17 protein-coding genes are annotated in these 17,900 nt (G+C 57.5%); 4 read left to right on the forward strand and 13 right to left on the reverse strand.

What is annotated here, in order from left to right; translation table 11 throughout:
• The first annotated feature begins 68 nt into the window (after nt 1-68).
• Nucleotides 69-1,216, forward strand: a protein-coding gene (locus JN280_RS33460; protein WP_202308555.1) for an IS3 family transposase whose coding sequence is annotated in 2 segments (ribosomal slippage) — nt 69-318 and nt 318-1,216 — 1,149 coding nt in all. Because the reading frame shifts where the segments join, the coding sequence is not laid out codon by codon here.
• A gap of 507 nt (nt 1,217-1,723) precedes the next feature.
• On the opposite strand, the gene JN280_RS33465 is transcribed toward JN280_RS33460, so the two are convergent.
• The 8 genes from JN280_RS33465 to sctL are packed head-to-tail and all read right to left on the reverse strand — an operon-like array spanning nt 1,724 to nt 8,101.
• Entirely contained in the window at nt 1,724-2,761 is a 1,038-nt protein-coding gene (locus tag JN280_RS33465; RefSeq protein WP_010913977.1) for an EscU/YscU/HrcU family type III secretion system export apparatus switch protein, read from the reverse strand.
• On the reverse strand, nt 2,758-3,576 hold the full coding sequence (gene sctT / locus JN280_RS33470; protein WP_202308613.1) for a type III secretion system export apparatus subunit SctT: 819 nt from the start codon (nt 3,574-3,576) through the stop codon (nt 2,758-2,760). The genes JN280_RS33465 and sctT overlap by 4 nt, the downstream gene beginning before the upstream one ends.
• A gap of 8 nt (nt 3,577-3,584) precedes the next feature.
• Nucleotides 3,585-3,833 (reverse strand): EscS/YscS/HrcS family type III secretion system export apparatus protein, encoded by a 249-nt coding sequence (locus tag JN280_RS33475; RefSeq protein ID WP_010913975.1) that lies wholly within the window; start codon nt 3,831-3,833, stop codon nt 3,585-3,587.
• Nucleotides 3,834-3,862: 29 nt separating this feature from the next.
• Entirely contained in the window at nt 3,863-4,528 is a 666-nt protein-coding gene (gene sctR / locus JN280_RS33480) for a type III secretion system export apparatus subunit SctR (RefSeq protein WP_010913974.1), read from the reverse strand.
• On the reverse strand, nt 4,521-5,597 hold the full coding sequence (gene sctQ / locus JN280_RS33485) for a type III secretion system cytoplasmic ring protein SctQ (protein ID WP_096453933.1): 1,077 nt from the start codon (nt 5,595-5,597) through the stop codon (nt 4,521-4,523). Before sctQ ends, sctR begins: the two co-directional genes overlap by 8 nt.
• Before the next feature lie 16 nt (nt 5,598-5,613).
• A complete protein-coding gene (locus JN280_RS33490; protein ID WP_010913972.1) occupies nt 5,614-6,147 on the reverse strand; it encodes a hypothetical protein in 534 nt (177 codons plus the stop codon).
• Entirely contained in the window at nt 6,123-7,481 is a 1,359-nt protein-coding gene (gene sctN / locus JN280_RS33495; RefSeq protein WP_096453929.1) for a type III secretion system ATPase SctN, read from the reverse strand. Before sctN ends, JN280_RS33490 begins: the two co-directional genes overlap by 25 nt.
• Nucleotides 7,478-8,101 (reverse strand): type III secretion system stator protein SctL, encoded by a 624-nt coding sequence (gene sctL, locus JN280_RS33500; RefSeq protein WP_010913970.1) that lies wholly within the window; start codon nt 8,099-8,101, stop codon nt 7,478-7,480. The genes sctN and sctL overlap by 4 nt, the downstream gene beginning before the upstream one ends.
• A gap of 170 nt (nt 8,102-8,271) precedes the next feature.
• Here sctL and JN280_RS40045 point away from each other — a divergent pair, with 170 nt between their 5' ends.
• On the forward strand, nt 8,272-8,544 hold the full coding sequence (locus JN280_RS40045; protein ID WP_157866081.1) for a hypothetical protein: 273 nt from the start codon (nt 8,272-8,274) through the stop codon (nt 8,542-8,544).
• 193 nt (nt 8,545-8,737) lie between these two features.
• Here the strand turns inward: JN280_RS40045 and sctJ are convergent, their stop codons facing one another.
• Entirely contained in the window at nt 8,738-9,601 is an 864-nt protein-coding gene (gene sctJ, locus JN280_RS33510; protein ID WP_202308615.1) for a type III secretion system inner membrane ring lipoprotein SctJ, read from the reverse strand.
• 9 nt (nt 9,602-9,610) lie between these two features.
• Nucleotides 9,611-10,114 (reverse strand): nodulation protein NolB, encoded by a 504-nt coding sequence (locus JN280_RS33515; protein ID WP_010913967.1) that lies wholly within the window; start codon nt 10,112-10,114, stop codon nt 9,611-9,613.
• Between the two features lie 183 nt (nt 10,115-10,297).
• On the opposite strand from JN280_RS33515, the gene JN280_RS33520 reads away from it, so the two are divergent.
• Nucleotides 10,298-10,999 (forward strand): hypothetical protein, encoded by a 702-nt coding sequence (locus JN280_RS33520; RefSeq protein WP_063825847.1) that lies wholly within the window; start codon nt 10,298-10,300, stop codon nt 10,997-10,999.
• A gap of 197 nt (nt 11,000-11,196) precedes the next feature.
• Entirely contained in the window at nt 11,197-13,101 is a 1,905-nt protein-coding gene (locus tag JN280_RS33525; RefSeq protein ID WP_202308617.1) for an HrpF/NolX family T3SS translocon protein, read from the forward strand.
• Between the two features lie 790 nt (nt 13,102-13,891).
• Here the strand turns inward: JN280_RS33525 and JN280_RS33530 are convergent.
• The 3 genes from JN280_RS33530 to JN280_RS33540 are packed head-to-tail and all read right to left on the reverse strand — an operon-like array spanning nt 13,892 to nt 16,619.
• A complete protein-coding gene (locus JN280_RS33530; RefSeq protein ID WP_010913964.1) occupies nt 13,892-14,452 on the reverse strand; it encodes a CpaD family pilus assembly lipoprotein in 561 nt (186 codons plus the stop codon).
• Between the two features lie 8 nt (nt 14,453-14,460).
• Complete coding sequence (locus tag JN280_RS33535; RefSeq protein ID WP_044551336.1) at nt 14,461-15,903, reverse strand: type II and III secretion system protein family protein; 1,443 nt, start codon at nt 15,901-15,903, stop codon at nt 14,461-14,463.
• Between the two features lie 44 nt (nt 15,904-15,947).
• Nucleotides 15,948-16,619: a winged helix-turn-helix domain-containing protein gene (locus tag JN280_RS33540; RefSeq protein WP_010913962.1), complete on the reverse strand. Its 672-nt coding sequence runs from the start codon at nt 16,617-16,619 to the stop codon at nt 15,948-15,950.
• Nucleotides 16,620-17,900 lie beyond the last annotated feature (1,281 nt).

The following is a 17,900-nucleotide window of genomic DNA, read 5'->3' on the forward strand; positions in this document are numbered from 1 at the left end:
CGAACTTTGGCCTGCTGCCGGTTTCGTGGACACCGAGATAAGGTGTTTAACGGAACTGGAGAGTGGGAATGCGAAGAAGGAAGTTCAGCCGCGAGTTCAAGCTTGAGGCGGTGAGGCTGGTGAAGGATCGGGGCGTTGCGGTTGCTCAGGCGGCGCGCGATCTTGATCTCCACGAGAACGTGCTGCGCAAATGGGTGCGCGAGCTGTCGACCGATCCGCAGCATGCCTTTCCCGGCCATGGGCAGATGAAGCCGGAGCAGCTTGAGATCGATCGGCTGCGCAAGGAAGTGGCGAAGCTGAAGGCGGAGCGCGACATCCTAAAAAAGGCCGCAGCCTACTTCGCGAGGGAAGCGATATGAGGTTCGCTTTCATCGCGAGGCACCGTTCGATCTGGCCGGTGGCATGGCTGTGCAGTGCGCTGGATGTCTCCCGCTCGGGCTTCCATGCCTGGCTCAACCGCAGCCCCAGCGCTCGCGCTCGGCACGACGAAGTCCTGGTGACGAAGATCGATCGCAGCTTCAAAAGCAGCGACCGCACCTATGGCGCTCGCCGCGTCTGGCACGACGTTCTGGCTGAAGGCTTCTCCTGCGGCCTTCATCGTGTCGAGAGGCTCATGCGTGAGAACGGGCTGCGTGCCCGGCCGCGCCGCCGTGGGCTGCCGAAGGACATTGGCGAGCGAGCGGCAGTGTCGGACAACCTCCTCGACCGCGCCTTCGAGGCAGCGGCCCCGAACCAGAAGTGGATCGCCGACTTCACCTACATCTGGACCGCCGAAGGCTGGCTCTACGTTGCCGCCGTCGTCGATCTGTTCTCCCGCCGTGTCGTCGGCTGGGCGATGAAGGCGGAGATGACGGCCCAGCTCGTGACCGACGCCCTCATCATGGCGATCTGGCGCCGAGGCAAGCCGGACAGCCTGCTGCATCATTCGGACCAGGGATCGCAATACACCAGCGAGCAGTTCCAGCGCCTGATGGCCGACCACGGCATCACCTGTTCGATGAGCCGGTCGGGCAACGTCTGGGACAATGCCGCGATGGAGAGCTTTTTCTCGTCGCTTAAGACCGAACGGACAGCCCGCAAGGTCTACAGGACGAGGGACGACGCCAGGGCGGATGTGTTCGACTACATCGAGTGCTTCTACAACCCCCGGCGACGGCACTCGACGCTGGGCTATCTCAGCCCCGTGGAGTTCGAGGAACAAGCGATGTTAGCTTAACCTGGTGTCCGAAAAACCGGCAGCAGGCCACTTGGTCGTGTGACCTGGGTGCGGTGATGCGCTCCCGCGTTCAGCTGCTGCTCCTCCTTTTTGCACCGAGGGAGCTCAGGCTCGCCGCCGAATCCAACGAGATCCAAGGGCGTGGCTCCCCGGCGGATTGTGCGTTAATTCAGCCGATCAGAGCTCGGAAAACCGCAGAGGCAGCTCGGGTCAGCACGGCCGGCGTCTGTCCGCTCCAAAGCTCTGCATGCCACATGCGCCGCCGCGCTTGCCGACCACAAATGACAAACCGCTCAGCGGCAGCTTAAGTGGTCTCCGTGAAATGGCGCGGATCGGCGTGAGCAACCAAATCATGCGTTCAACGTCTTGCATGAAACCCGCCGACTCCCACAAATTTTTCAGGCTAGGAATGTTACACATAAAGGCCTCACGGAAGACCGCACTCCGATCACGTCCAAAATGGCACTAGCCCTCTTGTGTTACGGGGCGGCCACAGAGGCCCCAGGGCTAGGCCAATCCTGCGGCGAAGAGTGCTCTCGCCACGGGCTCGAAATATTGCATGGGAATGGGTCTGCCCAGTTGCGTTTTGCCGATGAGCTGATGCGCTAGGACATCGTTGTCGACAATTTCAAGACGTAGCGCTCGCGCCTCGCTAAGCAGGTGTGAAGCCCGCTCGCCATCGGCGCGGCAAACCAGGACGGGCACCCCGGTTTCACCGCGGACGTAACGCAGACCGATCAGTATCGCCGTTCCTTTGAAGATCAGCGTGGCGTGATGCACACCGAGGGGAGGTTCGTCAGCTGACTCGTCACGAATGCGACGTCGTTCACTCTTCAACTCTGGCGCCCCTTGCTGATCCTTCAGCTCGCGCGTGACTTCAGTCTTGGTCATCCTCATTTCGCGCAGAAACAACGCACGCTGCACCAGGAGATCGATCAGGCCAGCGGCCAGAAGTGCGCCGGCGCCAATTCCGATCAGCAGTTTTGCCCCCGTAACGACAAGGCCCAAACAGCCCATGCCGCAGAACGGCAGATAGACCATCGTCTTCCACATGCCGAGAAGGCAAAAGGAAAAGGTTGCGCCGAGAACGAATACTTTAAACAGCGTCTTCCCGAGTTCGACCATCGAACGCGCAGACGCCAAGCGCTTCAGCCCTTGAAAAGGATTAATTTTATCGAAGTTGGGCGTCATTGGCTCGAGAGAGAAAACAAATCCACCATTGGCTAATATGCTTGCCAAAAGCACCGCCGCGACAAGCGTTCCAAGCAGCGGGCCAACAGTTGCCAAGGTGAGTTCGGCAAGCACAACCAGCGCCTGCCGGACCGCGAAGTCAAATGGCAGGTTCTGCAGCTTGTCGACAAATAGTAGCGCTTCGCGGCATTTGTCTTCGATCGCGCTGCCTCTTAGCCAAAGGTATCCGAGACCAGCGCAAGTGCCGACCGCGCGAACGAAATCGGAGCTATGTGGCAGCTGCCCTTTTTTGCGTGCATCGTTTAGCTTTTTGGGGGTGGCGGCGTGTGTCTTCTCTTCGCTCGAGTCGCTCATTTCAGCAATCTATCGAACCACTCGAGCGCGCCATTCGCTTGTGTGATCTCCAGTTTCATACCCTCTACGAGATAGCCAGCGTATGTAACCATGAGAATCGGAAAGACAAGATTCTTGATCGCCGGGGACAGTTGGGTCAATTTGAATTGCGGCGCAAAGCGACGCAGTAGCATAAAGGATACATCAATCAGCGTCATAAAGAACACGACGGGCCCTGACACCAATAACGCCGTGCGCATAATCTGGTCGAGGAGCCCTAACACCTCCATTGCTCCTTGCGTGCTCAATGTAGGATAAAACTTATACACGGGCCAGATCAAATAGCTGCCATAAAGGGCGCCGATCAACGTTTCCAGCCCCCCTGATGCGACGAAGATGGCAATCGCAGTGATCCCGAGAAAGACTCCCATGGCGGAAGCCTGACTATTCGTCGCGGGGTCGGTCGGGGCGGACGGGTTGGTGACGCCGCGTTGGTTGTCGATAAACTCACCGGCCGCCTGAAGTCCCCATAAGGGAATGCCAAGGAAGGTGCCAAGTAGTGCGCCGACAAGAACTTCCTTCAATCCGAGCAGAGCTACCTCAATCAGACGTGTTTCAGGATCCAGCGCCTGCAACGAGTCGCTGACATGTGCCAGACATGGTAATCCGAAGCCGACAGCCAGGCAGCCGCGGATCAGGCCATCGGTCTGAGAACGTGTAAATACCGGTAGGATCATCATAATGCCTATCGCGCGCGCTGCGCCAAGACCGGCTGCTACGACGAGTTCGATAGCCGTATGCATGAGGATCTGAATCTCGGCCGGTGACGCATACATGGCGGAGACTAGTAGCTAAGTGTCATGGCGGGAAACTCGGTAAAGATCTGGTCGGTTAGCTCTATCAGCGGGGCGCTCAGCACAGGAGCAAACAAACCAATAACCGCGACAACAACCAGAAGCTTGACGGTTAGTGGCAAACTTTCATCCTGGATCTGTGTTGCCGCCTGGATGATGCCAATGACCAAGCCAACGACCACCGATGCAATGAGCGGCGGCAGAATCCAGATCATGAATACCACCAACGATTGGCTCATAAGAGTGACAATACTGGATTCAGCTATAATCAACCTCCCGGTATCGTGTAACTCAACACAAGCCCGTGCATCAATTTCGACCAGCCATCAATAGCGACGAACACGAAGAGTTTGAAAGGGACAGATATAAGCGTCGGGGATACCATAGACATGCCCATCGCCATCAAAATTGTCGTCACAATAAGATCAATAACGATGAAAGGAAGATAAAGAAGAAATCCGATCTCAAACGCGCGCTTTAGCTCTGAAATTAGAAAAGATGGAACCAGAATGGACAAATCATCAACTGTGGCTTTGGCACGCATTTCCGCTGGCCAGACTTTTTCGGTAGACGAGAGGAAAAACTGTCGCTGCTCCTCATTTGTGAACTTCTTAAGATGATCACGCAGGGGCTCGCTCCCGGATTTGGCGGCGCTTACCCAGTCGTCGAACGTCTGATAATGTAGCTTCGGATCGGTCATCCGATCATAGGTCTGTTCAACAACGGGCGCGCTAAGAAACATGGTGAGGATCAATGCGACAGCGTACAGCGCTATGTTAGGTGGTATCGTCTGAGTCCCGAGCGCATTGCGCACGAGGAAAAGAACAACCGATACCTTTACAAAGGCCGTGGTCGTGACGACCACTAAAACCAGCAGACCCAGTCCGGCGGTAACTGCGAGAAGCGCCAGGATTGGCGGCTGGAGCTCAGTCATTGCATCCCAACCGGCCACGGAGCCTGATGCCCAGCGTATCTCCAATGCGCACGATGTCGCCACGCCCGATACACTGACCGTTGGCAAGTATATCGACCGGATCCTGAATCGGCCGTCCAAGTTCGAAAATATGCCCTTCGCCGGCACTTCTTAATTCCCCTAGAGGAATAGGCCAGCGACCGCATTCAAAGACAAGCATGATCTCGACATCGTCGAGATCCTCCGTCGGCCCTAGTTGCGATCCAAGTTGTGTCATATGCGCATTCTCCAAAGAATAGGAACGCGGGCGGAAAGGCCCGTGCAGGACTAGCTGGTCGCCCTCAAGATCGGCGCTGGCCCACAACTGGCCCAAAGATAGGGCGATCTCGCCCCGGCCGAACGGCGCCAGGTCCGGCAACAGAGCATCACCGGCACATGCTTTTCGAAGAATCGCCGCAGGAACGTGCAGCGTGCCGATCTCTCCTGCAACCACGATCGGGAGGTCTGAAAGTAATCCGCGCGGCTGTCGCGGTAACTGGCCAAACAGTTCGCCCAGAGCACGAAACGCAGACGGCACCAAGCCATCGAGAGGCGAGAACAGGAACAGACGACCCTTGCCACTGACCGGGCCGAAGTCGATATCCAGTTCGAGATAAGGAGCCAGTGTCGCGGCTTCAAACACGCGCACGAGCTGCACGTTCAGCTGAGTCCTATACTCCAGTCGAGCAATAAGTGGCTCAAGTGCAAGTTCAACAATGAGTGAAGCCGTTGGCTCGGAAGGGAAAGTCAGCCCATTCTGCACTGTTGCGATGAGCCCCTCTACGAGCGACCGCGATATCGACAGCACGACCGTCTCAGCTCCGACCCTACAAATGCAGTCGAGCATTGGAATGGCGGCAAAATTCTCCTGCCAGACTAGCCCTGCCACACGCACCGACAGTGGCACGTCGTTGATCCGGGTCTGAAACGGTCCGCGCGAAGCCGCAGTGTCATTGAGCCACGAGGCGACCTCGTGGGACAGTGTCAGCGCTGGTTCCAATAGAGGGGGGCTCACCAAAGCGGCTGCCAAAAAGCTGCACCGTTCTGTCATTCGGAGGACCTGCAGGTTATCGAATCCGTTTCGCGACCTGGGAAAGCGGTCCCCTGCCAAATCGAAGCAGTATCTCATCGTCGGCCTCGATCTCGCCTGCGGCCTCCGAATGGATCTCGACGGCGCGCCCGACGTCGTCCTCGATCTGGCGCCATTTGTGCGTAGCCGCCGAACATGCGACCCATAGGTCCCTCGTCTCGGACGCCGCTGTCTCCGCCTTTTCCTGGGCGATTCGCGCATTACCAAGCATCTGCCGTCGGCGTGTGATTTCAGTTGCAAGCCGCTCAACATGCAGGTGGTGCCGGTCAAGCGCGGCGTTAGACAAGTTTTCGAGAGTCATCAGCTCCTGGTAGAGCGCTGCTTCCGCCGTTGCGCAATGTTGTTGTGCCATGGCAAGCTCTCGGGAGGCATTCTGTGCGGCTAAGGTGGCCATACGGCGCTCGGCTTCCTTCTTGGACAGCTCACTAAGGGCACGACGCTCTTGCATTTCCTTCAAGACCCGTAACCTGGAAGCCTGAACATGATTTACGCGGTCAGACGCGACATCCATGCGACCGTTTCCTCAAACCCTGAGATCTCGTCTTCGCTCTGGCGCAAAAACTCCCTCAGTTCGTCTATTGACTCGACAGCCCGGTCCGTCAGGGGATCGCCGCCTTGCTTGTATTCTCCGACGTTGATCAAGAACTCGGTCTCGGCATGCCGGGAAAGGAGTTCACGAAAGAAGGATGCCGCCTTGCGATGTGTCCGCGAAACGACCGCATCCATCACGCGGCTGCGACTCTGTAGTACATCGATAGCGGGGAAATGCGATCGCGCCGCAATAGCGCGCGAGAGCACGACATGGCCATCGAGAATGCCGCGCGACTCTTCAGCGATTGGATCCCCTGTGCCATCGCCTTCTACAAGCACGGTATAGAACGCCGTGATTGAGCCACGCTCACTCATGCCGGCGCGCTCAAGCAGGCCTGGCAGCATGCTGAAAACGGAAGGAGGGAAGCCCCGTCGCGTCGGCGGCTCGCCCGCAGCAAGGCCTATTTCACGCATGGCGCGGCAGAAGCGTGTCAGCGAGTCCAGCATGAGAGCAACGCGTAGCCCTTGTTCGCGAAAATATTCCGCGAGCGCTGTCGCCATCGGAGCACATTGCGCCCGCTCAACAGCCGAGCGGTCGGACGTTTCAACAACAACGACGGCACGGCGAAGGCCCTCTTCCCCGAGATGCCTCTCGATGAATTCACGAACTTCACGTCCTCGTTCGCCTATCAATGCGACTATGACAACGTCAGCGGCGGCACCTTTTACGATCTGTGACAATAAGGTCGACTTGCCACCACCTGGCTCGCCGTAAATCCCGATCCGCTGGCCCTCGCCGCACGTCAGGAGACCATCCAGAACACGCACCCCAAGGGGCAAGGGCCGTTCAATCATGCGCCTTGTCATTGGATTTGGAGCTCTGCCGTGCAGCGGCCGAGTTTCTGTGGTCTCGATTTGGCCTTTGCCGTCCAATGGACGGCAGCGACTGTCAATCACCCGGCCAAGTAAATCGTTGCCGACGGGTACTTCACGCATTCGTCCAGTGGCCACGACTTCCGCGCGGCTGGAGAGGCCGACCAGGTCGCCGATCGGCGTCAGCAATACGCCATCATCCAACAGGCCGATCACCTCAGCTTCCAGCGACAGTCCGGTTCGTGGGTCCTGTAGGAGGCAAAGTTCTCCAATACGAGTGTCTGGCAGGACGGCATGGACCAGTGTGCCGACAGCCCGCGTGATCCTGCCGCGCACGACGCGCGTGTCGATCCCCTTTGCCGTAGCTCTCAAAGACGAGATCGCCGGATCGACAGGGCAGATCGCATCGTCGTGATTATGTTCTGATACCTGCGTTGTCACAGTTCGCCTTTTTCAGAAAGCGACCCGAAGCCGAGACGCAACGCGCGCATCTGCGCATCAAGCCCCAGATCGACATTGCCGTACTCGCTCCACAGCACGCAGCGTCGCGGCGATAACGTCGGATCCGGTTTGATCCGAACCCTTGGCCGACCATCCTGGCCGTCCCATCCCGCAAACTCTCGCGCAAGCATGTCCACTTGCGTCGGATACACATGGAGGCAGACTTCCGCGCCGCTGTATTGGCGCTCAATGGCGTGGCGAACAGCCATGACCAACAGTTCGCCCGGATCGAACGCTCCTAGAAGCTCGCTTAGTATCTCAAGCACGAGCTGCGGCAATTGCTGCTCCAGAACCGCCTTTCGTCGTGCGACTTCGGCAACCGCCTGCGAAATCAGCGCCGCCATTTCCTCCGCGCCTGCATTCAGGCCCTCGGTATGGCCGCGCGCCAACTCACGCTGATACGCCGCGCGTGCCCAACTGCGTACGTGCTGCTGATGCCGTTCTGCGGCGGCACACGCTTTTGCGGCATTATCCCAGATTTCGAGCTCGCTCGCCGGTATCAGTGGCCCCAATGGGCGCATCTGCGGCGCTGCCGGCGCCACGGAAATATCGGCTGTCATATCGGCGGGTTCTCCGCCTCAAAATGGCGTACCACAAGCGACAACAACTGGCCTGCGGCGTTCCCGTGCTTAGGCTCTGGATTGTCGGCGGCGGTTCCTACAGGCAAGCGTAGGAGCACGCGGTTGCGCTCCATCACTGGACTGTGATGGAGCCAGGCACCAAGACAGGCGTGTCCATCGTGTTCAATTTGGTGCGCGAGTTTTCCCGGATCCGCGATCAATCTGTCCGCAATGGCATGCGCCAGATGTCGGATTCCAAACGCATGGGCATCAGCGCCGATACGTTGAATGAGCACTGTGAGGTCAGGCTGAGAGACAAGCTTAAGCAGCGATCGGGCATGCCATGCACTACCTGCAAGGAGGGCAGCCCGAAGCGGATCATTACCGCGCAGAAGGTCCAGCCCCCGCTCAACATCATTCGACTTCGAATCATTGTCGAGTAACAATTCTGTTAGTCTTCGCTGCAGTCTGGGACACTTCTGCAACTGAGCCAACGTAGCAGCCGATAACGCCGGATCAAGACGCGCGCCAAGACGGGTAGGATGGGCCGAAGCAGCAAGCTCGCTCCGACCCAAGGAAGGCAATTGGAACGAACCATCAGGTTGGGCGGTCAGTATCGGCATTGGCATTGACATGTCACTGAGGCGCTATCGCCGGTGTCTTTTTGCGAATGGCATCGAGTGCGGAAACACCCGACCGCCGCTCGAGCTTGGGAACTTCGCCCGCTGACTGCTTGCGCCGGCGGCTAAGACCGGTGACTAAGAGATAGCACGCCACTGCGAACACAGCTGCGGCAATACCGGTTAAGCTGGCCAAAAGTGGCGCTGGAACGGGCCTGGACGCTTGGGCCAAAACAGTCGCCGGCACGGACCGTTGCTCAGGCGCGGAACGCTCCTCCGACACCAAAACCACTTCGACCTTGTCGTAGGACAACCCTTCGATGCTGTCGGCCACGAGCATCTTTATCTTCGGCAGCAGAACCGAGAGATCTGCTTTGGCGTCGTGCCTGATAAAGACCGAAGCCGAGGATGGCGTGGCGCCTGCTCGCAAAAGGTCGTTATGCGGCAGAACTACGTGGACACGTACAGAGAATACGCCATCGATATCGCTGATCGTGCGGGACAACTCTTCGCTGAGCGCATAAACATAACGGGCACGTTCCTCGGTCGGCGAGGCAATGAGGCCTGATCCTTGGAAAATCTCTCCGAGGTTCTTGAATGACTGGCGCGGCAATCCCTTGCCATTCAGGAGGTCGATTGAGTAAGCGAGCAGCTTTTCGTCAACCTGGACCGTGCTAGTCCCATCCTTGGCAGCGACCCGAACCGCATGAACTCCGTTGTCCATCAGAAGGGCGAGCATTTCATTCGCCTCGCGCTCCTGCAGTTGCGTGTAGAGATCCACCTTGCAACCGCCGAGGGCCACGAGGAGTGGCAGCACGATAAGGCGAAGTGACCTCCGACCGCACGTGCCAGGCATGATTTCCTGGGCTAAGCCAATCATGTGCGCGGTTCAGCCTTCCTTTAGAAGTTTATTTACAGATGAGGTGATGCCGCTGACACCTTTGGAAACAAGCGCAACCTGAGTGACGCCATTGTACATATCCCGCAGACCAGCAATCATTGTTTCGAAATCATGCCGTCCTTGCGGAACGCCTGACGTTCCGGTTCCCGCATCACCTTCGGCAGGAAGCTTCTGCGGCCTAGGTAGAGCGCCCTTGAAAAGGCCTACCTGCTGGTCGAGCGCAGCCGAATTAACAGCACGGTCTGGGTACATCGCAGAAATCGTCTGCAACACGCGGTCCCCCAAGGGACTCATCTGCGTAGCCGCGCGTTGAAGAGCCATCGCCGGAGGAACTGGCACCCTCGATGGCGCCGATGCGGCATCGTTTTTCAGCGAGTCGGCCGCGTGCGCCAAAGCGCGCTCAAACTGGGCTTGCTCGCTGAACGACGGTGACCCGGCCCTGGCCAGACAGTCCGTTAAAGTGGCAGTGATCGACGTGATAGGGATCATCATGAAAGACCCGATAGCTTCCTCTTTGACCGGAGCGAACTCGGCCCTTCGTCATTCGTTATCAGGTCAACGTCTAGGTGGCCGAGCTGACGACAAGCTGACTGACGGAGCCTGGTTAGTATCTAGAGGATATGCTGGCGCCTAAGTCACTTGTGCAAATTTCAGACTCTAGTGTATCAGTGCGCAATGTTGAGAGCGCTCATCCGATCCGTCCGCCCACACGTTTTGAGACTTCTGTGTGCCGGTTTTTTTCTCTCCGCCGGAACCAACGGAACTCTCGGCGTCCCCTTATCCCTCTCCAAGACGCCGTACAGATATACGGTTCTCGATCAGGATATTTCTGAGGCGCTGCAGCAATTCGGCAACAACCTTAATATCCGAGTCAACATTAGCGCCGAGGTGAAGGGGCGGATCCGCGGGAGTATGCCGGATTTGCCACCGCGCGAGTTCCTCGACCGTTTGGCCAATATGTACGGTCTCCAATGGTATTATGATGGGCTTGTCCTCTACGTGTCAGCCGCAAAAGAATCACAAACCCGCATGCTTGTGCTGACTTCGATCCGCTTCGATACGTTTAAGGGTGCCCTAGACAAGCTTGAGATCTCCGATGACCGCTACGTCGTGAGACCCGCGCCGGGAGATGGCCTCGTTTTGGTTTCCGGTCCGCCGCGCTTCACCGCGCTCGTGGAGCAGACTTTCAATGGTCTTGTCGCAGAGGCACAGGGGCAGCCGCGCGTCCATGAAACGCCGACAAGCGAATCGGTCCTGACATTGTTTCGGGGTTCCTCCACCATGGTCGTCCGCAACGGATTGCCTGAAGCCGCTTATTCGTCCGACGTGCCGCAGCAGGATGGCGTTGGCGGGAAGCCAGAGCCACGCCAAAAATGATATCTGCGGTCGCAGCTTCGGGACAAAACAACACCGCGGCCACCCCAAATTGTGAATTCCTCTGAACTCGTCAGTTTACCGAAAGCTAAACCGCTCATGGTGGCAACCGCCAGCTTCAGCGATATCTCCGGTCATTGTGCTGGTATTGCACATGGATCTGGCGTGGGGGATTGCAATTTCATTTTTGAGGAGACACAATGTCCGTCAATAATAATACAAGCAACGTTTTCAGTAGCCAGGATATTCTCCAGTACAGCAGCCTGAATCTGACATCTTCGTTGGAAAAGGCGCAGCAAAACGCATCGTCATTCGAGGCGATGCTCTCCCTTCACCTGCACGAAGACGACGCCAGCCCCTTCCCGTCGATGAAGGAATTGTGCCGGAACACATCGGAGTCGCTGTTGCCCGATGTCGCATCCTCGTTGGAAGAATTGCGCAAGAACCCATTGGATCTGCTGCCGCCAAGCATGAGGGCAGCCATCGAAGCAACGGATCAAGGCCCGCAGCCTGCGGTCGCCCTCCCTCCCATTGCGCACGAATCAGTTGATCAAGGCCCGCAGCCTGCGGTCGCCCTCCCTCCCATTGCGCAAGCGCCTATAAAAAGCGAGAGAATTACGTGGAACGGCGGCTCACTGTCCCAAGCCGAGTTGCAGATTGTCGCAGTGCTGAACCGTCACAAGGACCTATGCCCGCTTAGTTGGCAATCGCTGACGGATAAAGCCAATGATCCCTCTACGCCACCGGATCTGAAAGCGGCGATTGAGGGATTGCAGCAGGATCCAGAGCTTTTTTATGCGATCGGCTCGCAGGGCGATGGCCGCTGTGGCGGTAAGATCACGGCCAAGGATTTGTCCGAGTTCTCTCGCCATCACTCACAAGTTGCCGCATTTCAGGGCCAGCAGGCGCAAAGCTACGCGCAGAACTACATCCCATCCGATAGTACTGGAAGTGCGCAGCCGTCGGTTATGACCTTGAACGATGCGATGCGCGAGCTTTACCGGTACTCCGAAAACCTGCCCAAGAACCTGAGTCTGACTTATTTCAAGCAGATCGTCGACGGCGACGCGAAAACTGGCAAATGTCCGCCACAGGTCATTGCGGCGGCTCAGTACTTTGTCAGTCACCCGAATGAATGGAAGCGGTTGTACGGTGGCTCGATAGACAAAGTCCATAAAGAGGATTTTCTCCAAGTCGCTTCATCTTCGATGAGCCTCACGCAAACCGAGCTGAATACCCTTAAGACGATCAACAGCAACCAGCAAAAATTCTTTGGGAGCGGTGTCCTGACTCGTGACAAGCTCGCAAGCATGGCGCAAGACAAGAGCCTAGATCCGAGAGTAAAGCAGGCGGCATCGCAGCTGTTATCGGATCATCTGCTCTTCGGTCTTCTAAACAATTCGATTACGGGCTACAAGACCCACAATTCGTTCTTCGATTTCGGCGGCGGACACACGGTTGATTCCGGCAATATCAGCAACAAAGATTTTGGCCACTTCTACAACGGCATGTCGTCTGCAAACCGAGCCGTTCAGCAGCCAAAGACCCATGCGCCCGAAACTGCTGCGGAACAGGACGCCGTCTCGGACATGATGACGGGCCGGGCGGACCAGCCTGATACCAAGTCGGCCAAAAAGAACGGCGGGGCCTTCATCCACACAGTCGACGACGTGCTCAAGGTGTACTCGACAGTGGCTGATTGGGCTGCGACGGCGGTGGGTCTGTTGAGCTTCATTCCGGTCGTGGGCCAAGTGGCCGATGCCGTGTCGATGACGCTCGCGTTCGAGGCGCAAGCGGCAAATCTTGTCCGCACAGCCATTACCGGAGGCAATATGAAGCAGGCGCTGCTAGACGCTGGCATCAATATCGGAGCGCAGGCGCTCAGCCTTGTCGCGGGTCCCGAGGTCAAGCTTGCGATTCGCAACGGGCTGGTGAAGACGGCGTTGGAAGAGGCCGCCGCGGCCGGGATCGATCTGCCGATTTCCATGGCGAAAAGCTATGCAGAAGACTATTTGTCCAACCTGCAAGCATGCCTTCCGGCCGACACTATGCAAGCGGCCGGCCTCCTCAGCCCGATGGTGCCAATACTCCAGAAAGTGGCCTGACAACAAATGTGCGACTTCCTTCGCACGCTTCACTAGCCTATCAATCACCTTGTGGGGAACCTTTGCCTTTCCGCAAGGCGATTTGGCAGGCGTGCCTTGAGGATCGTGGTTAGGTCGCAGCAGGCCCGGGCTTAATCCGCTCATCCTTCGGCCTTGAGGTCGTTTTCACACTTAGCCTGAGAGGAGAAGGTGAGAACTGAGAACGGCTAGAAAAAGCCGATATTGTTGAAAAAGTCCGCGTCGCGGTCGCCCGTGGCGCTTTCGTAGGATGGCGTTCCGCGGAGACCCCAAAATTGAATCCTGATTCCATGCAATGCGCCGGGGTGGAACTGGATTCTAATATCGGTGGGGACTTTGCGGTGCGCCGGACTTTTTCAACAGTATCAACCCAGAGCGGTCGTGCTGGCCAGTTGGCGCAGCGCCCGTCCCCCACTGCTTCTCCGGTGGTCATAGGGACCACCGGGCCGCAACATGGGCCGGTGGAGCGCAGCGACACAGCCGCCAGCTTTGTCGACACGACCGCCAAGATCAAGCTCGCTTGGCCACTTGAGCCACGCCGCCGTCGCGTGACGTGCGCCTTTAACCTCGCAAATGAAGAACGCCGCTCAGCGAGGCAACGTCATGAGCGCAGCGCCACCGGGCACCCCGGAGAGGTGAGGGACACCCCTATCTTGTTCAGGTCACGGTCGTGTATTGTGACGGCCGCGCTCACCACCAGATCCGAAGCAACGGCAATGCTACAGACTGGAGGCGGCGCCGTGCTCTACCAAGCTAAAACATACGACCCATGTCATTGACCTTTGCCCGCCCCGAACGTCCTGTATGTGGCAACTGGTATGGCCGCACGCTCGCCATCGCTCGGCTCGACAGCCTGGTTGTCGAGCAAATCGCGCGGATCGTTGACCATTGCAGCTAGGTTACGTCGTGTCGAACAGCCAAGGGGCTTTTCGAAGGATTTGTCACTGAGTAAAGAATACGACGGACAGGCAGGTGGGCGGGCATGATACACAATTGCTTCTACTTGGACTGCGCCGCCATCGTGTTGGTCGAGCAAATGGATGTTGTAAGTGTCTATACCCATCTGCCTGGCCTGATGCACCACCTCTGCGCTGAGCCGGGACGAGCCCCAGATAAGGAGGTGAAGGGCATCGCGGCGGCCGCTACTGGTCCTGTCAAGGAAAACACGCAAACGCTGCCGTTCGGAAGCGCGGAGGCTCTTTAATATCAGCACGGTGGTCTCCGGCCGGATAAGGATTGGCGCAGGGGGCTCGACATAGATCGGCACAGTGCTTGTGCAGCCACTTGCGCTGGCTGTCAGGGCGACCAGGAGAACTTTGATCCGCAAAGTCATTCGATCACCTATTGAATTATGAAGCCGCGACCGCGCTTGGCCCCGGGCGCGCCGGTGCGGGCAGCAGCGCGGCCTCGCGGCGGATCTGCCGGCGGATCGTCCAAAGCCGGCGCCATCCGGTCCGTGGGTGCGCTCATCTGGTTGGGGCTGGAGCCTGGTTTTACGATGTAAGGCGTAACCAGAATTATAAGTTCTGATTCTTCTTTTTGAAACGAGGAGGAACGAAACAGAGCGCCAAGAATCGGCATTTCGCCGAGCCAGGGAAACGCACTGACATTATTGTTCACGTTGCGCCTGATCAGACCGCCAATTGCAAAGCTCTGCCCACTGGCGAGTTCGACGACTGTGTCGGCTCGGCGCGTGGAAACTGCCGGCACGGAAATACCATTGATTTGAACGGCACCTTGGGACGATAGTTCACTGACCTCCGGCTTTACGTGAATGTTGATCCGGTTGTTGTTGAGAACGGTCGGCACGAATTCCAGGCTGACGCCGAAGTGACGGAATTCAACCGACACTTGCTTGTTTTCCTGCAGGACAGGAATGGGAAATTCGCCACCTGCGAGAAAGCTGGCAGTTTCACCGGACATCGCGGTGAGATTCGGCTCAGCCAACACGGAAGCTATGTGCTCCTTGGCGAGCGCGTCTAGAACCGCGCCGATGTTGACGGCACCGTTGTTGAATCCGATTCCTGCTGTGCCACCACCCTGCGCTGCACCAGAGCCAGTGCCTCCGCCGCTTAACAAGCCCACTCTGAAATTGTCGATTTGACCAAAGGCGGACAGGTTAACGCCGAGTGCCTTCATGGCGCTACGGGAGACCTCCGCTACGCGCACACTGAGATTAACTTGTAAGGACCCAGCGACCTTAATGTTGTTGACGACTTGCGCACCGTCCCCGAGATACTGCTCAGTGACCCTTTTTGCGGTGTCGGCGACCTCCGCATTGGGCGCTGTACCGCTAAGGATTGCGCCGCGCGGCGTATAGCTCACCTGGATTGAAGAGTCGCCAACCTGATCCATCAACATGGCGCGCAATTCCTCGATCGGTTGCGTAACGACAATTCGCAGCGCGGCGAGAGCCTCGCCCTTATCGTCCAAGGCGAACAGGCTGGTCCGCCCGGATTTCTTCCCGAAGACGAAGATCGTTGTATTTGAGGCTGCCTGATAATCAGCGATCGTCGGGTCAGCAACAAAGATGGTCGTGGCAGGCGCGGGCAAATGAACCGTCTTGCCGAGCGAAGAGGAAAGGTTCAGCGTGCCGTCGATGCTATTGGAAGCGGCACGCGGCGCCCCTTGATCCTGCATGTTTTCGGCCGGGGCAGAAACTGGATATGCCAGAATGAGCGCACAGAGAAGGCGGCCCAAGTAAGGAGAAACAGTAGCAGGTCTCGGGCAAACGATGTGCGGGGGCCGCCGATCGGTGTCAGAATGAGTTGTAATGATTTTCAAGGCGGTCTTTTCTTTCAAATTCGGCCAACTATACGAATGTCGCGCTAGTCACATTCAAGAATGTAACCAATGCCACGCACCGTTTTTATCCGTGGCGTTGCGTTTGAACTGCTCAGATATCGACGTAAGCGATAGATTCCGACTTCAAGCGCGTTGGCCGATACTTCATCGTTGAACGAATAGAGGTGATCTTCCAACTGCGAACGCGGCACGATGCGGCCTGCACGGTTGAGCAGATGCTCTAAAATACATAATTCACGGCGTGCGACCGTCAGTGGATAACCAGCAACGGAAACCTGTCGGCCGATCGGATCGAAGTGGAGATTGCCAAATACAATGATCGGGGCAGTCATCTGAGTCGACCGCCGCAGAACGGCTCTCATTCTGGCAATGAGCTCATTAGTATACACTGGCTTGAGCAGAAAATCGTCCGCACCACCGTTGAAAATCGCAATTCGCTTCTCAAGATCGTCGACGTCACTCAAAATGAGAGCAGGAACTGAATGTCCCTCACCCCTTAGCTGCTTCAGCCAATCCAAGCCATCGCCATCCGGCAGAACCAGCTCCAGCAGGAGAATTTCGTAGCTGGCGCAAGAAAATGCACTCGATGCTTGTTCCAGTGTGGGAACAACATCAACGGCGAAACCGCTGTCGCCGAGTGCAACTCCCACCGCTCGCGTAAGATCCGCATGGTGGTCAACGAATAGCGTTCGCATTTCATCTCCTATTAATGGTAGGACAGGTCACCGAGACTGTTGAGACGGCGAAAGCAGAAGTCGCGCAACGCGTCGCAGTGTTCCTAATCCTCTTTGGGACGGCTAGTCGCAGGATCATGCGAGCCGTACGCCTGTAGTAGGCGAGGTAGAACCTGTGATGGGCTGAAGCGTCGTTTGGGCAGGCCAAGATGCCACTCCGCCTTCAATTCGTCTGCGCATCCTGCCGATGTGGCGGCCCCTGCATTCGCCAAGCGACATTGCCCTCCAGAGCCCATAATTCCATGACCCGTAGGGGTTAGCTTTCGACAAGCGACTTGAGCAAATCGATTGTTCGGATGTAAGCAATCCACATCCTGGATTGTCCGCATATTCACCCCCCAGATCGCACTGTGAGGCTGATGCTTGGTACCGACGCCTCCCTGGTTTCAGCCTCAAATCAGGTCCGCCTGACCATGAAGTGCAATCGTTGACCGCTTCTGCGACACCTGGGGCGATGGGCAACGCCGCCACGTGCCCCAATGTGCCACGAGATAACCGTCGTCCTCGGAGACGGTTCAGTCCGGCACCGGCTCGTAACCCAAGCCCCCAATCACACAGGTCAGTGTCGGATCGAACCAACCGTCGGTTTTCCCTGGCAATCAGGTGCAAAGGCCTCAAGAGCAAGCTGACACGGTTTTTGGTCAGGTTCTCGACTCGGCCTGTTGTAAAGCTGCACGATACCGAGTAGGCACCGGCGTATTGCACGCCCATCCAGAACGTTGTGGATATTGCGGCGGTCGACAGGGCCAAGCCTATAGCGGCGGTTGGGTGGGCGGCCGAGAGCATCTCCCTTCTTGGCCATTAGGAGGTGACGGCCGAGTTGCTGTCACTGGCCTCGATTCTTGACCACGAAATTGCAGCCGATTATCACCGCTCGGGATGATAGATGCTGGGGAATGATGCCGTCCGCGCACCGCCTCGTCGCGCACCAACTCGGGTGCGGCAAATAAGGGAGCGTCGCGCCGGCATTTCGGATTGGTGCAGACTCGTTGCCAAAAGTTTCCGATCAGTATCGGTTCCATTCTCCTCTCCGCAGAACACCTCGCGCTCCAGGGCGGCTCCGCCACATAATCTCGCTGAGAGACGCTCGCCTACTGGATGGCCGCAAGATGCGCTGGAAACCAAACGGCTCCCATCCGACATTATCTCGCCGCACCTAAACGTTGCCCAGGCTTGCCCGGCTGAATTGCGGCACTGATCGGCGCCCGTCTAGCATCAACCCTGTGGCGCGGCTTCATCTCG

It is taken from the genome of Mesorhizobium sp. L-8-10 (assembly GCF_016756635.1).
Lineage (GTDB): Bacteria > Pseudomonadota > Alphaproteobacteria > Rhizobiales > Rhizobiaceae.